This is a genomic window from Nostoc sp., from assembly GCF_036917315.1.
In the GTDB taxonomy this organism is placed as follows: domain Bacteria; phylum Cyanobacteriota; class Cyanobacteriia; order Cyanobacteriales; family Nostocaceae; genus Nostoc.
In genome coordinates, this window is record NZ_JBALDR010000058.1 from 34,548 (window position 1) to 52,168 (window position 17,621).

At 40.9% G+C, this 17,621-nt stretch carries 16 protein-coding genes; 10 read left to right on the forward strand and 6 right to left on the reverse strand.

Going from position 1 to position 17,621, the window contains the following annotated elements; translation table 11 throughout:
- Positions 1-710: 710 nt before the first annotated feature.
- Together V7K84_RS26960 and V7K84_RS26965 are read left to right on the forward strand one after the other, a co-directional pair.
- Positions 711-1,706, forward strand: coding sequence for a DUF1517 domain-containing protein (locus V7K84_RS26960; protein WP_334842665.1), 996 nt, complete (start codon positions 711-713; stop codon positions 1,704-1,706).
- Between the two features lie 450 nt (positions 1,707-2,156).
- Positions 2,157-2,537 carry a calcium-binding protein gene (locus V7K84_RS26965; protein WP_334842667.1) on the forward strand — a complete coding sequence of 127 codons (381 nt, stop codon included), beginning with the start codon at positions 2,157-2,159 and terminating at the stop codon, positions 2,535-2,537.
- Between the two features lie 294 nt (positions 2,538-2,831).
- Here V7K84_RS26965 and V7K84_RS26970 read toward each other — a convergent pair whose 3' ends face one another.
- Together V7K84_RS26970 and folB are read right to left on the reverse strand one after the other, a co-directional pair.
- Complete coding sequence (locus V7K84_RS26970; protein WP_334842669.1) at positions 2,832-4,115, reverse strand: GGDEF domain-containing response regulator; 1,284 nt, start codon at positions 4,113-4,115, stop codon at positions 2,832-2,834.
- 983 nt (positions 4,116-5,098) lie between these two features.
- Positions 5,099-5,467 (reverse strand): dihydroneopterin aldolase, encoded by a 369-nt coding sequence (gene folB, locus V7K84_RS26975; protein ID WP_190939334.1) that lies wholly within the window; start codon positions 5,465-5,467, stop codon positions 5,099-5,101.
- Between the two features lie 167 nt (positions 5,468-5,634).
- Between folB and menD the strand changes: the two genes are divergently transcribed.
- The 3 genes from menD to V7K84_RS26990 all read left to right on the forward strand — a co-directional run bounded on the left by menD (position 5,635) and on the right by V7K84_RS26990 (position 9,121).
- Positions 5,635-7,389 carry a 2-succinyl-5-enolpyruvyl-6-hydroxy-3-cyclohexene-1-carboxylic-acid synthase gene (menD, locus tag V7K84_RS26980; RefSeq protein WP_334842671.1) on the forward strand — a complete coding sequence of 585 codons (1,755 nt, stop codon included), beginning with the start codon at positions 5,635-5,637 and terminating at the stop codon, positions 7,387-7,389.
- 177 nt (positions 7,390-7,566) lie between these two features.
- Complete coding sequence (locus V7K84_RS26985) at positions 7,567-7,827, forward strand: helix-turn-helix domain-containing protein (RefSeq protein ID WP_334842673.1); 261 nt, start codon at positions 7,567-7,569, stop codon at positions 7,825-7,827.
- Positions 7,808-9,121 (forward strand): site-specific DNA-methyltransferase, encoded by a 1,314-nt coding sequence (locus V7K84_RS26990; protein WP_334842676.1) that lies wholly within the window; start codon positions 7,808-7,810, stop codon positions 9,119-9,121. Before V7K84_RS26985 ends, V7K84_RS26990 begins: the two co-directional genes overlap by 20 nt.
- On the opposite strand, the gene V7K84_RS26995 is transcribed toward V7K84_RS26990, so the two are convergent.
- Together V7K84_RS26995 and V7K84_RS27000 are read right to left on the reverse strand one after the other, a co-directional pair.
- On the reverse strand, positions 9,096-10,115 hold the full coding sequence (locus tag V7K84_RS26995) for a hypothetical protein (protein ID WP_334842678.1): 1,020 nt from the start codon (positions 10,113-10,115) through the stop codon (positions 9,096-9,098). The two genes, V7K84_RS26990 and V7K84_RS26995, sit on opposite strands and share 26 nt — an antisense overlap.
- A gap of 138 nt (positions 10,116-10,253) precedes the next feature.
- Positions 10,254-11,126, reverse strand: coding sequence for an Rpn family recombination-promoting nuclease/putative transposase (locus V7K84_RS27000; RefSeq protein ID WP_334842680.1), 873 nt, complete (start codon positions 11,124-11,126; stop codon positions 10,254-10,256).
- A gap of 140 nt (positions 11,127-11,266) precedes the next feature.
- Between V7K84_RS27000 and menB the strand changes: the two genes are divergently transcribed.
- A complete protein-coding gene (menB, locus tag V7K84_RS27005) occupies positions 11,267-12,100 on the forward strand; it encodes a 1,4-dihydroxy-2-naphthoyl-CoA synthase (RefSeq protein WP_334842683.1) in 834 nt (277 codons plus the stop codon).
- 126 nt (positions 12,101-12,226) lie between these two features.
- Here menB and V7K84_RS27010 read toward each other — a convergent pair whose 3' ends face one another.
- Together V7K84_RS27010 and V7K84_RS27015 are read right to left on the reverse strand one after the other, a co-directional pair.
- A complete protein-coding gene (locus tag V7K84_RS27010; protein ID WP_334842685.1) occupies positions 12,227-12,541 on the reverse strand; it encodes a hypothetical protein in 315 nt (104 codons plus the stop codon).
- Between the two features lie 427 nt (positions 12,542-12,968).
- On the reverse strand, positions 12,969-13,523 hold the full coding sequence (locus V7K84_RS27015; RefSeq protein WP_334842687.1) for a DUF721 domain-containing protein: 555 nt from the start codon (positions 13,521-13,523) through the stop codon (positions 12,969-12,971).
- Between the two features lie 195 nt (positions 13,524-13,718).
- Here V7K84_RS27015 and V7K84_RS27020 point away from each other — a divergent pair, with 195 nt between their 5' ends.
- The 4 genes from V7K84_RS27020 to V7K84_RS27035 all read left to right on the forward strand — a co-directional run bounded on the left by V7K84_RS27020 (position 13,719) and on the right by V7K84_RS27035 (position 17,604).
- A complete protein-coding gene (locus V7K84_RS27020) occupies positions 13,719-15,080 on the forward strand; it encodes a hypothetical protein (RefSeq protein ID WP_334842689.1) in 1,362 nt (453 codons plus the stop codon).
- A 324-nt stretch (positions 15,081-15,404) separates the two neighbouring features.
- A complete protein-coding gene (locus tag V7K84_RS27025; protein ID WP_334842691.1) occupies positions 15,405-16,154 on the forward strand; it encodes a PspA/IM30 family protein in 750 nt (249 codons plus the stop codon).
- Between the two features lie 163 nt (positions 16,155-16,317).
- On the forward strand, positions 16,318-17,094 hold the full coding sequence (locus tag V7K84_RS27030; RefSeq protein ID WP_334719483.1) for a PspA/IM30 family protein: 777 nt from the start codon (positions 16,318-16,320) through the stop codon (positions 17,092-17,094).
- 174 nt (positions 17,095-17,268) lie between these two features.
- Entirely contained in the window at positions 17,269-17,604 is a 336-nt protein-coding gene (locus V7K84_RS27035) for a thioredoxin family protein (RefSeq protein ID WP_094349563.1), read from the forward strand.
- Positions 17,605-17,621 lie beyond the last annotated feature (17 nt).

Sequence of the window (17,621 nt, forward strand, 5' to 3'; positions counted from 1 at the left end):
TCATTATTTGAGAGTTTCTGTGCATAATGAACAAAAAATCAAAGCTAACACTTGTAGCGAAATTGCTCAGTGAACAACTGCTGCGAAAATTCCGAAATTTAGCTACGTTCAATAGAATATCCTAAATAACCTGGACTGTTGTGCCAAAATGCCAAAATTTTTGTAACTACTTAGTAGCGACATGATGTCTATTTGGAATGACTGACAAGGATTACAGATACTTGCCTGCCTTCTATGTACGCGTAAATTATTAGCAGCCAAATGTATTAATGAGTGCTATTAGCAGTAGCAAGGCGTTTTGCCCATGCTAAATATTGAGTATATAAGTTCAGAAGTAGTACTACCTATTCAGTGAAGGATTAAAAAAATTAGTCAAAATAATCACTAAAAATTCAAATCATCTGTATAATTCAAAACTGTAGTCTGTATCCTGAAACTTCTAGTCCAAGGCATAGCAAACCATAGCCCGTCGTAGACATCGCAATTTCTGTGAGGATAAACATGTCTTCAGGTACGGTTCCCCAGTCGAGAAATCCCCCCTGCGATCGCTACTTACCCAAGATAAGACGCGGTAAATTGAATATGTAGCCTCTAAAAGTGAATGGTACAAAGTTGGTTGTTACGGACTAGCGTTAGCGACATCCTGCAACACTGCTCCCAGAATAGGGAGAAATCATAAATAATAATTCCGTTTTTCAAGCGATTGTCTTATGCGTAAAAAACTACAACAAACCATCAAACCGCTGTTAAAAACCTTCTTAGCCCTAAGCTTGGTGTTAGCTTTGGCTCTTGGTCACGCTGATGGCGCATTAGCAGCCCGCAGTGGGGGTCGTATCGGTGGTGGCTCCTTTAGAGCGCCTTCCAGCCGCACCTATACACCGCGCACCTATGCACCTCCTGGCGGGGGCGGATACTATCCTGGGGGTGGTTATGGTGGTGGCTTTGGTGGTGGCTTTGGCTTTCCCTTCATAGTTCCCTTCTGGGGTATTGGAGGAGGATTTGGTGGTATATTTACCATCTTAATTTTCTTGGCGATCGCTAATTTCCTATTGCAAACTTTCCGCCGTGTCTCTAGCGGTGAAACACCAGAAACAGATTACAGCAGTAACTCTCCTGTTTCTGTAACTCGTTTGCAAGTAGGTTTGTTAGCTCAAGCCCGTGAATTGCAAAATGAACTCAACCACATTGCTGAAACTGCTGATACTAACACCCCAGAAGGCAGAGCAGAAATTCTCCAAGAAGCCAGCCTAGCTTTACTCCGCCATCCCGAATACTTTGTATATGCAGGTGGTGGCACTCAACAAGCCAGCTTGAATTCAGCTGAAGGTCAGTTTAATCGGCTGTCATTGGCAGAACGCAGCAAGTTTAGCGAAGAAACTCTTTCTAACGTCAACAACCAGCTAAAAGCAGCTCTTGCCAAAGAAGCTTTACCTCCGGCTGGTGAACTCGACAATCCCACCCGCCTATTTACCGAAGGCCCTGGTGAATACATTATCGTCACATTGTTGGCGGCGACACTAGGTAAGTTTGAAATCCCCACAGCGATTAATAGTGCTGATGATTTGCGTCAAGCTTTGCGGCAAATTGGTAGTATCCCTAGCGAGAAGCTTTTAGCAATTGAAGTTCTTTGGACTCCGCAAGCTGAAAATGATACCCTCACATCTGATGATGTGTTGGCGAATTATCCTGATTTGAGACTTGTTTAATCTCTGAACAATTTTGCGCTTGAGCGCTAAAAAAACTTTGCATCTTAGTGCAACGAATAACTTCCCCTTAAGAGCAATAACTACAAAACCGCTTGTCAATGACAAGTGGTTTTTTGTCGAGTTTATATCATTTCCAGATAATCAGTTATGATTCCCACAGCAATTGCACCCCACACTGCCCTAAGAGTTTGCAAAGAGGGTATTACGGGGTGGGGTTCTGGCAGGTTAATAAGTAATTAAGCGGACATAATATAGGACTCATATTTGATTTTTGAACAAAACTCAGTACACCTTTATTCCTTCTTTCCAGTAAAGAGTCCTCAGTAAAGAGTCCCTTACCTCTACGAGTGATTCAGAAATCAAATTGGATTGCTATAGATATATTTAAGTATGATTTTAGAAACATTTTGGTAGTATTATCAAAATGAATTATACGCAAAGTGTTATCTTATGCCTAGTGTTGAAGCCGACGAAAACCGAGAGCATCGCATTAAAACGGAGATTATTGTAGATGCTGAAGACAAAGAAGACCGGGCTATGGGTTGGTACTACTACCTCGAAGAGGCTCTGAATTTTCCCTTTTTGGCTAAATGGACTAAGAAGGGACGCAAATCAGGTGCTGTCGAAGAGAAACAAGTGGAAGTACTGGGAATGGCCCCAGACGATGAGTGTTTAAAAGATATGTTTGTCGAAGTGGCTTATATTAATGGTAAGGATGAAGATGTATATTCTGCAAAATTATCTGAAATAGCAGCCATTGATGCTGACAGTGAAACTCAAGAAGCGATCGCAGACTGGCTCTATTGGATTGCTAGAGGTTATAAGTTTTGAAGAAGAATGCAGAATTCAGAATTCAGAATGAAAGGGGCAAACTTAAACCTATTTTCAGCCTTCGCCTGAGCGCTTGTCTAAGTCCGCCAGTCATCAAGAATTCAATTCTGTTAGCGGATAGCTAAGGTTTAGCCCATTCTGGCTCACTTCTCTACGAGAGGCTGCGCCAACGACTACGCTCAGTCACCTCCTGACTCCTGAATTCTGTTTTTCAGTTTTTTCCATGACAGAATTATGCGGCTTCTCGGTTGTATACCATAACCTTAGTAGCGCCTAGAGTAGTATATTCCATTCTTAACTAAATATGGCATAAGTAGCTTTTCCTTGGCGTTTAGCTTGGTACATAGCAATATCAGCATCCCGCAGCAGAGTTGTCGGCTCCTCATAACTACTAAAATTCCAAGTAATACCAATGCTCGCTGTAGTAGATAATTGATATCCATTGAGATTCACTGGCAATCGTAAAGAGTCTTGAATACGTTTGGCAACATTGGTAGCGTCGGTTATGTCTTTAATATCCTCCAAAAGAACAGTAAACTCATCACCACCAAATCGTGCTACAGTATCGCCACTACGTAAGCATGACTCTAAACGTCTAGCGATCGCTACTAAAAAATCATCTCCTATTCCATGCCCAAAGCGATCGTTAATCTCTTTGAAGCCATCTAAATCCAAAAATAAAACTGCAAAATAATAATCACTTCTGCGTTTGCTACGTTCAATAGTTTGTCTGAGCCGATCTAAAAATAAAACACGATTCGGTAATTCTGTTAGCCCATCATAAAATGCATTGCGGATCAGTTGTGCCTCTGTCTGCTTACGTTTAGTAATGTCTTGAAAAACTAAAACCGCGCCAGTAATATTGCCATCTCGATCGCGGATAGGTGCAACATTATCCCCAATCGCTATTTCTTTGCCATCTTTGGTAATTAATGTACAGTTTTCTGGTAAATTGAAAATTTCACCTGCTTCGATTGCATAAGTAGCCAAATTTTCAATTTTTTCTCCTACATCTTTATTAACTAAGTTAACGACTTCTATTAAATCTTTCCCCAGCGCTTCACTTTGCTTCCAACCAGTGATTAGTTCTGCTATGGGATTCATCATTTCAATACAACCATTTGCATACGTCACAATCACTGCACAACCCATACTATTAATAATTGTCATCAACCTCTGTTTTTCTTCGTATAATATTTTTTTGCTCTGATGTTTGTACAGTGTCATTTCAATCACAAAATGTAAATCACTTTCAATAAATGGTTTGGCTATGTAACTAAAAGGCCCACTTAGCTGATTTTTATCTAATGTTTTATATTCCGAATACTCCGTTAGATATACTACAGGCACATGAAAGTTATTCTGAATAATATCAGCTACGTGGATACCGTTTATTTCTCCAGCTAGACAGATATCAATTAATACTAAATGAGGATGAGTTTCTGCTACCTTTTTTATTGCCTCTTCACCAGATTCAGTTATTTCTGATACTAAATAACCTAACTTTTGTAAACTTTTTCTAATATTTGAGGCTATATTTTTTTCATCCTCAACAACTAGGATTTTGCGGGCGAACATGTTAGGATAACCTGTTTGCTAAGGTTCAGATTCTTGTTGTTAGTGTCAACTCAAGTCAAAAGCGCTGATCTTATCATAAACAATCTCTAACTACCCTGTATTATTGCTTGATATTAATACTGACTAATGAGTAAATAGCATCATGTTATTAATCTCTGAAAAGTTCTATGCTTGTCAAAGCTAATTTTGATTAATTTATGTAGCTAATATGATGCTACTAAACATCAAATTAAAATGATAATGTAATTATCAAGCACTCAAAAACTGATTTTAAAATAAAATGTATACAATAATTTTTTCTTGGGGAAGTATAAACACTAAGTATAATATCTATATACAAATTAATCAAGAATAAAATTTCATAAAATCACAGTATATTACTTTAATATAAGTTAAAAAAGTCTAGAGCGTGTCGTATGTAATATACTAATATACATACATCAAATTATTATTAATAATTAATCGTTACCTGTAATTAAAGATTTTAATGCTACTTTACCTACAAATAGATTTTATATTATATGAGGTCTAGATTACGGTCTAAAGCTGTCTAAAATCTTTAATGATGAGTCAACTCGTATTAATTATAAATGTTTATATAAAAACCGGAACTTTAAAAAAAAGTCTCAGTTTTGTTGTAATAGCATGGCAAGCCTAAATATGTGCAATAGAAAATTAATTATGTTTCTCAAATCTCGATAGTTGAGATATTTTTAACTGCACTATTTTAGCCTTGCCACGCCACTACGCGTATTTTAAAAATAAAATACTAGCCCTATAGCTTCTGGTTAATACTTAATCACAATTCCTGTCCTCTGAAAATATGCAAGTTAAATGTTCATCAGCAGATCGCGGTGTTTTTTAGTTTTTTGGTAGGTAGCAATGGCAGAAAAGATTCTCATTATGAGAAAGTTCCAAGCTCGACGTAAACCCCCTGTTCTTTGCTAGCTGATAGATATTGCAAAAAAACACATTGTGTGAATTTAAAGATTGGACTTACTTTTAGTCAGTTCAATGCTAATTTTGCCACCAAAGTCTGGAATAGGTGCAGCAGGTTTGCTGAGAGTGACTTGGACTTTTGTTACACGATCGCACTCTTGGAGGATAGAATCTGCGATCGTTGTTACCAATTTCTCCACCAAAACAAATTTAGACGTTTTGATCAAATGTTGTGTCAAGCTAATGACGCTGCGATAATCTAAAGTGTCTTCGATCGCGTCAGTCTTGGCCGCTGTGGAGATATCCAACCATAACCTCACATCCACCTCAAACCATTGTCCTAGCACCTGTTCTTCTGGTAGATACCCAGTGTAGCCATAGCCGCGAATTCCCGTTAAATGAATGCAGTCCATAAAAGTTTGAGAGCAAATTGTGCATTTTGTAGAAAGTTCAGCAAGTTTGCTTGGAGATTTTCTTTCCCAGAAACTCGCGTGGCGGTGATTGAAGCCAACACCGCATTGATGGATTTTAAATTGAATTTCCCTAGACAAAATCTAAAATTTAAGATTGTTTTATAGCTATGTTTGATTTAATGCCGATCGCTTATAGGAATGTTAATCAACTTTGGGCTTATATTTTAACAGAGACTCTAAAGCGGTTGGGATTGACTTGTGCGATCATTTGTCCTGGATCGCGCTCTACACCGTTAGCGATCGCTTTTGCTCAACAAGCACCTGAGATTGAAGCGATTTCCATTCTCGATGAACGTTCCGCCGCCTTTTTTGCTTTGGGACAAGCTAAAGCAACCGGTCGCCCTGTGGTACTAGTTTGCACCTCTGGTACAGCAGGAGCAAATTTTTATCCAGCAGTCATTGAAGCCTCATATAGTCGCGTCCCACTGTTGATAATGACTACCGATAGACCGCCAGAATTGCGAGATTGTCACTCTGGGCAAACTATAGATCAATTGAGATTATATGGAAACTACCCAAATTGGCAAACAGAGTTAGCCTTACCCTCCGCCGATCTGGGAATGCTAGCTTACCTGCGACAAACGGTAATTCATAGCTGGGAAAGGGCGCAAACTCCTACAAAGGGGTCAGTACATTTGAATATTCCCTTTCGCGATCCCTTAGCACCTGTCCCTGATGGAACGGACTTGAGTTATTTGCGATCGCAGTTGGAATCAGAAGACTTCTTCGCAGGAATAGCAAACCCATGCCCCATGCCCTATGCCCCATGCCCCATGCCCAAAGAATGGAAAGAATGCGATCGCGGCATTATTATTGCAGGTGTTGCCCAACCCCAGCAACCAGAAGAGTATTGTAGAGCGATCGCGCAACTTTCCCAAACTCTCAATTGGCCCGTGCTAGCTGAGGGGCTTTCCCCAGTGAGAAATTATGCCGAACTCAACCCCTATTTAATTTCTACCTATGACCTGATTTTGCGAAATCAGCAACTAGCAAAGCAGCTAGCGCCCGAAATGGTGATTCAGGTGGGAGAAATGCCTACAAGTAAAGAACTACGTACCTGGATAGATGCAACCCAACCGCGATGCTGGGTAATTGACAAGAGCGATCAAAACCTCGACCCTTTGCACGGGAGGACGACGCATTTACGGATATCTGTAGAAGACATAAAAGTAGAGGAGAGAAATTTATCTTTCTCCTCAGACTATGGAAAGCAATGGTGTGATGCGGAAGCGAAGGTTAGGTTAGTGGTTGACCAGACGATGGGGAAAATAGATGAAATCATTGAGAGTAAAGCAGCTTGGTTAATTTCTCAGATTTTACCGCCAAGAACGCCACTGTTTATTGCCAATAGTATGCCTGTGCGGGATGTGGAATATTTCTGGAAACCAAATAATTTAGGAGTGCGATCGCACTTTAACCGGGGTGCAAATGGTATCGATGGCACATTATCCACCGCTTTAGGAATTGCTCATCGCCAGCAAAGTAGTGTGATGTTAACGGGAGATTTAGCGCTGTTGCATGACACCAATGGTTTTTTAATCCGCAATAAGTTTGTCGGACATCTCACGATTGTGTTAATCAACAACAATGGCGGTGGCATTTTTGAAATGTTACCTATTGCCAAGTTTGATCCACCATTTGAAGAGTTTTTTGGCACTCCCCAGGATATTGATTTTGCTCAGTTGTGCGCTACTTATAATGTGCAGCATGAATTGATTACTTGTTGGGAACATTTGCAGGAAAGGTTAAACCAGCTTCCAACCACAGTAATTCGGGTTTTGGAGTTGCAGACAAATCGCAAAGCTGATGCTAAGTGGCGACAGGATAATTTACAGAAGTTTGCCGCAGATATTGTAATTTAACTCTGCCGTTAGATATTACTAAATACCGAGATGCAAAGTATTAATTTTGCAAAATGTTTATGGTGTCAAAATTAAAAGTGATTTGTGTAAAGCGTTTTAAGTACTGGTGGTGCTGCTGAAACTTGCGAAATATTAAAATTAGTAGTACAATAACGACTCTAGCGAATTTAGCGACAAATGCGACAACATGTAGAACATAACAATAATGAGAGTGAAGAAGATATTTCGTTTTTAACAACTGTTGAAGTAGCTCAACTTCTTCGTGTTCACCAAAGAACTGTACAAAGATGGATATCATCAAATAATCTTAAAGCTACAAAAGTGGGACCAAGAATTTGGCGTATCAGACAAAAAGACTTAGATGAGTTCTTACAAATAAATAATAGTAGAAAACAAGCAGAAGAAGATATTAACTCAAATGGCAACAGGAATACCTAGTCGAAATAGTCGTAAAAGTCAAAAACAAAATGTAATTCCTTTTCGTCTGGAATATGAAGGAAAAATTCCTATAGAAGATATATTAAAAATTCCTGTCGCCAAGTTACATCACATAATCAGTATAGATGAACATCCAAGAAACAGACTCATCTATGGAGAGAATTTAAGAGTTCTTAGTTCATTCTTGAACGATGATACTATCGCGGGTAAAGTTAGTTTAATTTATATTGACCCCCCCTATGCAACAGGGAGTAGTTTTGAGTCTCGTCAAAGAGACCATGCTTATCACGACCTAATAGAAGGTGCAGAATATTTAGAGTTTTTACGTCAACGACTGGTTTTACTAAGAGAAGTTTTATCAGATGAAGGTTCTATTTATATACATTTAGATGACAAGATGGCTTGTGCTGTCAAAATTCTAATGGATGAAATTTTTGGTTCTAAAAACTTTCGCAATTTGATTACAAGAAAAAAATGTAACCCAAAAAACTATACACGTAAACAGTATGGAAACACCGCTGATTACATTTTATTTTATACAAAAACAGATAATTATATATGGAATCAGCCTTTTAACCCTTGGACTGAAACTACTGCAAAGAAAGAATATCAATATGTTGAAAAGGAGACTGGAAGAGTTTATAAGAAAGTTCCTGTTCATGCACCAGGTGTAAGAAAAGGTGCAACAGGTCAACCCTGGAGAGGAATGCTACCTCCTCCTGGTAAACACTGGCAATATACTCCAGAAACTTTAGACGAAATGGATGCACGTGGAGAAATTTACTGGTCACTAACAGGAAACCCAAGAAGAAAAGTTTATTTAGATAATAGTCAGGGTATTTCAGTCCAAGATATTTGGCTTGATTTCAAGGATGCCCACAATCAAAATATAAAAATTACTGGCTATCCAACAGAAAAAAATCCAGATATGATAAAACGAATAATTCTAGCCTCATCTAATGAGGGAGATATTGTGTTAGATGCATTCGCTGGAAGTGGTACTACTGCTGCTATAGCTGAAGAGTTAGGTAGAAAATGGATAGCTATTGATAATTCCCAACTTGCTATATCTACAATAGTTCAGCGTTTAGTTAAAGGGTCAGAAGCAATGGGTGACTTCATTAACGGAAATAGTTCCGCTAAACATGAACAAAAGTCCTTAATAGGTATAAATAGAATTTTACGAAGTGGTCTAGATTTATATATTGAAGAAACACCAGAATTAGAGTTTATCTCTGATACTTTAATACATGATTGGGATAGCAAACTCAACTTTCAAGCCAATCTTGTGTAAATCTCTCATCAAGCATTTTCAGAGTGCATACCATTATTTTGCCACTACCATAACTTTCTAGACGAGCGTAATCATTCCACATAGATCCTAGTAGCAATCCTGGGCCATCATTTAAAAAAAATACTTTTAAAGCCACTTTATATGTATCGGCATATCTGAGAATATCAGTTGCTTTATCTCGATTTCCACCAGTCCGATCATCTTCTTGAGAACCTCCTCTATCAGAGTCATAACGAGCAAATCCAACTACCAAGGGGGTTCCATCTAATCTAGATATAAAAATATCTGCTGGAGTTTGAGCTTCCCAATTATCCAAAACCTTATCAAGCATTACATCTTTTCCAGCACGAACTGGCCCCCGAATTATATAGTTTTTACCAAATACTCTGTCAAACCATAAGAAAAACGCTTCTGTCAAGTCATAGCCTTTTTGCCCCCGTTTACTCTGTTCTAAAAGAAGAGCCATCAGAGTTTCATCGGGAACAGGACGACTTTGCAAATTTTTTCTAACTTCTTCTAAGCTACGAAATCTATCACCAAAATCGTTAATTATAGTGGGAATATCACGTTTTTTCTTGGTCATTTCTACTGTCGTATCTGGTGATACATACCTCCGAAATACTCTAAGAAGTTGAATGCGTAAAGGATCTGGGTCTTTTGTAATAATTTCGAGTAAATTTGCAGAGCTTGTTGCTTCGTATACCAATTCTATGAAACGCTCCAAAACTTTCTCGTAGAGTATTTTAGCTTCATCTAAAGAATCAGGGTAGAATGGTGAGTCAAATATGGTAATCCACTTAGATGCAGTTACTTTATAGCTACTGAATGAAATCAAAGGACAATCTCCAGCACCATAATCGATACAATCTTTTAAGTATAAAACACATAACTCTATAAAAAACGCCAAAGCTAATGCTTCCAACTGTTCCTCAGCAATTTCACCAAATAGTCGTTTTAACAGTCGGAGGTTAAGCGATCGCACTTTTTCTTCCACCGCTTCTGATATAGCCGCGTGTCTGCAAATGCTTCTTCACTTCGAGAAACTTTATTTGTAGCCATAATTATTCTACGGAGTGCGTAGGCGTAGCCCACCGCAGGTATCGCTCTTCTCCTCTGCGTCTCTGGGTGAAACTTACCCGCTTACTTCACCTTGTAACCACCCTTCCAAATCAGCAAGAGTAGAGAAATCCAATAAAGCATCACCTAAAGCTTCCAACTGTTCCACCGATAACCCTTGAATCTGGGACAGAAGCACATCAGGAATATTACCCACACGCCGATTTAATAGTCGTAAAACGATCGCTCTTTCTCCTTCGACTTTTCCTTCCTCTCGTCCTTCAACCTTTCCTTCCTCTCGTCCTTCTTCCTTCGCTTCCAGAATAGCCCGTGGTTCTTCCAAATTTAGTCCCAACATCGCTTGAATCTCCTCTCGACTCAGGTTAGAAAACTTGTAGACAATAATCGTCGTCACTAAATCAATTATCGCTTGCTCCGACTGCTGCCGTGCTTGCTCCAGCAAAAACCGCGCCCCTTCCACTGCTTCTGTTTCAGAAGTAACATTTGTTAGCAACATCAAACCCAATCCCAAAGGTTGCTGTCGCAAATCTCCCAACTCATCCAGATAAACCCGCCTGACTTGACCACTTTCCAATAAAGCGCGGTGAATTGTTGAGTTGGAAGGTTCCAGGCTGCGAGAAGCAAAAATCAGTACTCCAAACCAGTCATCGTAACGAATAGAGTTGCGGTAGAGAAACAAAAACAACTCACTAAAGAAGCGGTGATATAGGTCTTCATCCTTCTGAAACTGCACTTCAGCAAAAAAGACGGTTTTGGAAACTGCATTCGCGGGAGGTAAAAACACTCCATCAATCCGAAACGCCGTTTCTTTCACTTCAACTGATTCAAACTGGTAGTTTTCTGCATCTGGAGGTGGTTCATCTACTAATTCAAACAGCAAACCCGGAAATTGCTTAAATAATTTGTAGAAGATGGTGTCACGTCGCATTTTGATTCCTCCACACCCAGACAATTACCAGATTGTAAAGGCTTGAGACACTAATTTTAGCGTAGGCGTAGCCCACTGTAGGTATCGCTTGTCCCTACGTCCGCGATAAAATTCTTGAAGCAACAGCGCACTCCATACCAATGCAAATTAACTGGCAAACTGCCAAAACCTACGAAGATATTCTGTATCAAAAAACTGATGGCATTGCGAAAATCACCATCAACCGTCCCCATAAACGCAATGCTTTTCGTCCTGAAACAGTCTTTGAACTGTACGACGCTTTCTGTAATGCTCGTGAAGATACTACTATTGGTGTCGTCCTATTTACTGGCTATGGCCCACATACTGATGGCAAATATGCCTTCTGTTCTGGTGGCGATCAAAGTGTGCGGGGACATGCGGGTTATGTGGATGATACTGGCATCCCTCGCTTGAATGTGCTGGACTTACAACGGCTGATTCGTTCCATGCCAAAAGTGGTGATTGCTTTAGTGGCTGGATATGCGATCGGTGGTGGACACGTCCTACACTTGATTTGCGACCTTACCATCGCTGCCGATAACGCCATTTTCGGACAGACTGGCCCGAAAGTCGGCAGTTTTGACGGTGGTTTTGGAGCCAGCTATCTCGCCCGCGTTGTGGGACAAAAAAAAGCTAGAGAAATTTGGTTTCTCTGCCGCCAATATAATGCACAACAAGCGCTAGAAATGGGCTTAATTAATTCTGTTGTCCCAGTAGAACAACTAGAAGCGGAAGGTATTCAATGGGCGCAGGAGATTTTAGAAAAAAGTCCGATCGCAATTCGATGTCTCAAAGCTGCCTTCAACGCTGATTGTGACGGACAAGCTGGTTTACAAGAACTCGCTGGCAACGCCACCCTACTTTATTACATGACAGAAGAAGGGTCTGAAGGCAAACAAGCCTTTCTCGAAAAGCGGCCACCAGATTTTCGCTCTTTTCCTTGGCTACCATAGAATTGCAAAAATCGCACCCTTTAGTGAGGTGCGATTTTTTATATATCAACTTTTACAGCACTAAAAATCTTAAAAACAAATCTTATTTTAAATGGACTACAAACTCAGTCCAGTAATAATGGATGACTAAATGACCACTGCTTTAGTTTTTACCTGTTCAGATATAGAGACCGTGATTTCCTCTATCGGGGCAAGAGTAGCATTGTCTAAATCTGAAGCTAGAGATTGACAAGATGTTAAAACTGGGGCTGCATCTGGTAAACCCCAAGCATCTTCCAAGGTTTCCCAAGAAGGTGCAAAAGGTGGGAGTGCCAAAGAGCAAGCCTTCCAAGTCGCTTGAACTGGTGCGCCCAACTGCTGGCACGTTCCACCACGGCGACCTTCTGGCTGGTAATGACGGCAATATCTACAGGCAGATGCTAAAACTTTAATGGGTTTCATTCGGATTCATCTTTAGTGTCGTTTCTGGCTGAATTTCATCTTTATATTCTGCTTCTATATATAAAGACGGAGAAAAGCCAAAAAGTCATTATTTTCTATAGGTTTCAGCGATCCCAAGTAAAAAATAAACTTCAGGATATTTTTATAATTTTGTTATATATTTCAATAATTCCTAGAGCAGTTACATATAGCTATCGTCTAAAACTTATTAGGGATCAAGACTAAAAGTAAAGCTTTTGATTTGTCCAGCCATTTAACTTCCTCCTTAAGCCATCCTTAAGGCATAGAATTTTAGATAAATAGTCTGCTTTAGTTACCACATTCGGCAGATTTTAGCGATAAACTATATCTTTTCTCAAGAATTAGAAAGATTTGATGTAATGGCAGCAAGTTATTTCAGGATCAACTCTGCTCAACGAATAATTGCTCAACTATTTTGCTTTGAAAACTGTTTAGCAGCACAGACAGAACAGACTTCCCAGCGCTGGAGTTCACCGGGTGGGGTGGGAGATTGACACTGGGGACAAAGGGGTAAGCCATGCGATCGCAATCGCACGATCTTCGTCCAATGTCCAAAAGCCGCATTTACATCTTTAGTGGGTGTAACATCAGGGCGGCTAATCTCATCACCAAGATAACTGGGATGCTCATGAGGCGAAACCATTTGTTGCTGTTTTCTTTCCACCGACGGATTCTGCCAGCCAGCAGTAGAGAAGCGAATATCAACCAAAGGCGTTGGCAGCTTTTTATTCAACTTTAAAAGTAGAGATGTGCGACCAAAAGTCAGGTTTTGCGCCCAAGCAGCACTAGAAGTTGCTACCGACAAAACATCACGCTGAATCGATAATGGTCGAGTATTTGCGGCAACCACTGGGCCAACAACTTCTGCCCAACACTTGAGCAGACGTTGAAATGGTTGCTCCTGCCATTTAGACTGCTTTTCCAGAATCCTTAAAACATCATTAATTGATTTCAACGACATTATTCAAAGTGGGGAGTGAGTAGTGACAGAGCAGGAGAAGATGTAGCTTTAGCTTCCCGCAGGGTGGGAACAGAGGGAGAAAGAATAACTAATGTCGAACGCTCAATCTATCTATTTAAATAATTTCCGCTACTATTGTCACAAAATATATCTAAAAAGTTGATTCCAGTAATCTACGTTTGAGGCACAAAGGCAATGACTCAAAACCCCCTGAACGACTCCAGTACTCATCAATCGTCTAAAACACCTGGGTTGAAACCAGTACTAGCAGCAGCACTAGCAAGTTTAGAGGTGCCGCTAGATCAAGAGTTAGCTCGATACCGACGCACGCGAACTGGTTTGGTGTCATCTAAGCAGTCCCGTGTTGCAAGTTACATCAGCGGACAACCCCAACCGTTAATTACCATTTCGACAATATTGGGCGCAACTCAGTCATCAGCAACGGAAATTAAAACCAACGTATCGCCTGCATCTGTACCCGTGAATCCTGAGATGAATCCAGCGCCAGCTACGGCAAAAATTGATGTCTCACCCGCATCTGTAGCTGTGAATCCTGAGATGAACCCAGCACCAACTACGGCAAACAATGAGGAACTGAATAATCTTAATGTGCCCTCAACCTCCAATGCAGCTAAAACACAAACTCAACTCCCACCACCCCCACCCAACTTTAATAGCAGCATCGTGCCAGCGATCGTTAAAAATACTAAAAGCGAAAATCACTTGCAGACAGATGATAGCCCCAAGCACCCAGATGACTATTTAGAATCTAGTGAAGCACTGCTGCGAAGTCTGACAGAAGAACAACCAGAAACCAAGAAACCAAGCAATTCTAGCGACAGTCTGCTATCACCTTTGGGTATTGGCTCCATGTTGCTGCTATTGGTAGCTAGTCTTATCTTGGGTTATGCAGTCTTCAATCCCAAAAGCTTGCCACAATGGAATTTAGGCAACTTATTTAACGGCAACTCCTCTCCCACACCAGAAAATACTGAGGAAGTTGGGAGTAATGCCCAACCTCAAATTCAGCCACCAAGCACATCTATACCCAAATATCCCAATCTAGCTACTGAAGAGTTTCCTGAAGTCAGAGATCCCAATGATGTAGTTGGCTTAAAACCCAAAGTCCAATCAACCCCCCCTGTAGTGCCTAATCGAATTGTTACCCAAAACCCCGCAAATCCTCAAGGGGCATTTTCTAACCCCAATACAGCCCAACCGACTAACCCGATCGCTTTAGCACCAGTACCGACGCTAAAATCCTTGCCTCCCCTAAATTTACCTCCCACTTCACCGACAAAAACCTCGCCCAAGCCAATCGCAACGTCACCAAAGCCAGATGCAGAAATCAAGCCAGGAACAGATGGGTTTTATCATGTAGTGATAGATAATAAAGGCGCGGCTTTTGCCTCAGCACGGCAAGTAATTCCTGATGCTTATTTATCGCCTAACAAAGAATTGATTTATCTGGGTGCTTTTAAAACTAAAGAGCAAGTAAAACAACAGATGAAACTGTTAGAAGGGAAGGGAATCAAGGCACGAGTTCAGCAGCCATGAGTTGCAAAAATCTACGATACCATGAGATAACAGTCCTGAGTCAATAAATGCTGAGTGCCCAGTTGTGTTAGCGGATAGCTAGGGTTTAGCCCGTGCTGAGTGGTAGAGACAGAATATTGTTTGTTTGCGACCCCACAACAAAAAATATTATACTCAAAACTTTTATTAGGCACTCAGCATTCCATAACTACCCGATGACAAAAAATATTACTATACTTAGGACTTTAACTAGGCACTCAGCACTCTATAACTAAATTTATTACTAAGCACGGTCTAAACGCCCTGCTAACAGCACTCAGAACTGGATTTCGTTGGAGAGCCGATATGGAATTAATCAAGCGTATCCTGCGGGTGATTCGCGCTAATCTCAATAGTTTGATCGGTGGTGCAGAAGATCCAGAAAAGATTTTGGAGCAAGCTGTCCTGGAAATGCAGGAAAATCTGGTGCAGCTGCGGCAGGGTGTAGCACAAGCGATCGCTACCCAGAAACGCACTGAACGACAAGCAGCGGCCGCTCAGTCTCAAACGGAAGAATGGTATCGCCGCGCCCAATTGGCCCTACAACAAGGCAATGAACCTCTAGCACGTGAAGCTTTGACTAAGCGCCAAGCCTATAAAGAAACTACTACAGCCCTCTTTTCGCAGATAGAGCAGCAAAACGAGATAGTTGCTAGGCTAAAAAAGGATATGCGATCGCTAGAGTTAAAAATTTCCGAGGCGAAAACTAAAAAAGATATGTATATTGCCCGCGCCCGTTCTGCTGAAGCGTCTTATCGCCTCCAAGAAATGCTCGGCGGAGTTTCTACTAATAACAGTCTGAGTGCCTTCGAGCGCATGGAAGAAAAAGTTTTACAGATAGAAGCTCAATCAGAAGCCATAGCTCAACTTAGTACCGACGACTTGGAAACACAATTTACTTCTTTGGAATCTAATGATGTAGATACCGAATTGGCAGCGATGAAGGCACAGGTTTTCAAGCAATCAGAAAACACACAGCACAAAATCCTAACCGAGGAGAGCCAAAAGACAGAGCAGCCTCCCCAACAGCAGTTACCCAAAACTCAGGATTCTTGAAGTTCTACTAATTACCCCAGTTTGGCGATATCTTAACAATTAAGAGTTGTTAGGAGGTACTGATTCAAACTGGTAAAGATTACATTGAAATAGGTAGCTATAAAAAAGTAAAAAAGCTAACTGTCCAACAAAAAGCGTAAATCACACAAGGAAAAACAAAGTTATGGGATTATTCGATCGCATTAAGCGAGTAGTTAGTTCTAACCTCAACGATCTGGTTAACAAAGCCGAAGACCCCGAAAAAATGCTAGAGCAAGCCATCCTGGAAATGCAGGAAGACTTGGTACAGCTGCGTCAGGGAGTTGCCCAGACGATCGCCGCCCAAAAACGCAGTGAGAAACAGTATAATGATGCCCAAAATGAAATCAATAAGTGGCAACGCAATGCCCAACTGGCGCTGCAAAAAGGTGATGAAAACTTAGCACGACAAGCTCTAGAGCGCAAGAAGACTTATACTGACACCAGTGCTGCCCTCAAAGCTAGTTTAGATACTCAAAGCACTCAAGTTGAAACCCTCAAGCGCAACTTAATCCAGCTGGAAAGCAAAATTTCTGAGGCTAAGACCAAGAAAGAAATGCTCAAAGCTAGAATCACTACTGCCAAAGCCCAAGAGCAACTCCAAGGCATGGTGCGTGGGATGAATACTAACAGTGCAATGTCTGCCTTCGAGCGGATGGAAGAAAAAGTCTTGATCCAAGAATCCCGGGCCCAGGCAGCAGGAGAGTTAGCAGGTGCAGATTTAGATACCCAATTTGCCCTGTTGGAAGGTGGTAACGATGTTGATGATGAATTAGCAGCTTTGAAAGCTCAGATGCTACCACCCGCCGCTCCACAAAATCAAGCCCAACTGCCACCGCAACAAGAAACCACTGCTCCTAAATCTAATGAGGTAGTTGATGCCGAGTTGGATTCCTTACGCAAGCAATTGGATCAACTGTAAAATTGACAGAAAACTTATTTAAGCTAGTCCCACACCTGTTGGCTGTGGGATTTTACGTCATTAGTCAATAGTTAACAATCCTAATCACTATAAATTATTAACTATGGACTATTGACGACTTTGGGATAAAGTATTGTGTGTGCCAACTTCGATCGCCACCTGATGGAGACTGCAATGAGTAAGGCTGTAATCACCATAACCGATGCTGAGTTTGAAACCGAAGTGTTAAAAGCCGAGCAGCCTGTATTAGTTTATTTTTGGGCTTCTTGGTGTGGGCCTTGTCAATTGATGTCGCCCGCGATTAACTCAGCTGCCAGCGAATATAGCGATCGCCTCAAAGTCGTTAAAATGGAAATTGACCCCAACCCACTGACTGTTAAGCAGTACCAAGTGGAAGGTGTACCTGCCCTCAGACTATTTCAAGGACAGGAAGTTTTGATATCCACCGAGGGAGTCATCGGCAAAGAGAAATTATTTGCTCTTCTAGATACCCACTTAAATAGTAATTAGTCAATGGTTCATAGTTC

Coding starts and splice junctions, on each gene's coding strand:
- folB (WP_190939334.1), bottom strand. CDS start 5,467: ATGGACTGCATTCATTTAACGGGAATTCGCGGCTATGGCTACACTGGG.
- V7K84_RS27025 (WP_334842691.1), top strand. CDS start 15,405: ATGGAATTAATCAAGCGTATCCTGCGGGTGATTCGCGCTAATCTCAAT.
- V7K84_RS27020 (WP_334842689.1), top strand. CDS start 13,719: ATGACTCAAAACCCCCTGAACGACTCCAGTACTCATCAATCGTCTAAA.
- V7K84_RS27000 (WP_334842680.1), bottom strand. CDS start 11,126: ATGCGACGTGACACCATCTTCTACAAATTATTTAAGCAATTTCCGGGT.
- V7K84_RS26985 (WP_334842673.1), top strand. CDS start 7,567: ATGCGACAACATGTAGAACATAACAATAATGAGAGTGAAGAAGATATT.
- V7K84_RS26990 (WP_334842676.1), top strand. CDS start 7,808: ATGGCAACAGGAATACCTAGTCGAAATAGTCGTAAAAGTCAAAAACAA.
- V7K84_RS27015 (WP_334842687.1), bottom strand. CDS start 13,523: ATGTCGTTGAAATCAATTAATGATGTTTTAAGGATTCTGGAAAAGCAG.
- V7K84_RS27030 (WP_334719483.1), top strand. CDS start 16,318: ATGGGATTATTCGATCGCATTAAGCGAGTAGTTAGTTCTAACCTCAAC.
- menD (WP_334842671.1), top strand. CDS start 5,635: ATGTTTGATTTAATGCCGATCGCTTATAGGAATGTTAATCAACTTTGG.
- V7K84_RS26965 (WP_334842667.1), top strand. CDS start 2,157: ATGCCTAGTGTTGAAGCCGACGAAAACCGAGAGCATCGCATTAAAACG.
- V7K84_RS27035 (WP_094349563.1), top strand. CDS start 17,269: ATGAGTAAGGCTGTAATCACCATAACCGATGCTGAGTTTGAAACCGAA.
- V7K84_RS27010 (WP_334842685.1), bottom strand. CDS start 12,541: ATGAAACCCATTAAAGTTTTAGCATCTGCCTGTAGATATTGCCGTCAT.
- menB (WP_334842683.1), top strand. CDS start 11,267: ATGCAAATTAACTGGCAAACTGCCAAAACCTACGAAGATATTCTGTAT.
- V7K84_RS26970 (WP_334842669.1), bottom strand. CDS start 4,115: ATGTTCGCCCGCAAAATCCTAGTTGTTGAGGATGAAAAAAATATAGCC.
- V7K84_RS26960 (WP_334842665.1), top strand. CDS start 711: ATGCGTAAAAAACTACAACAAACCATCAAACCGCTGTTAAAAACCTTC.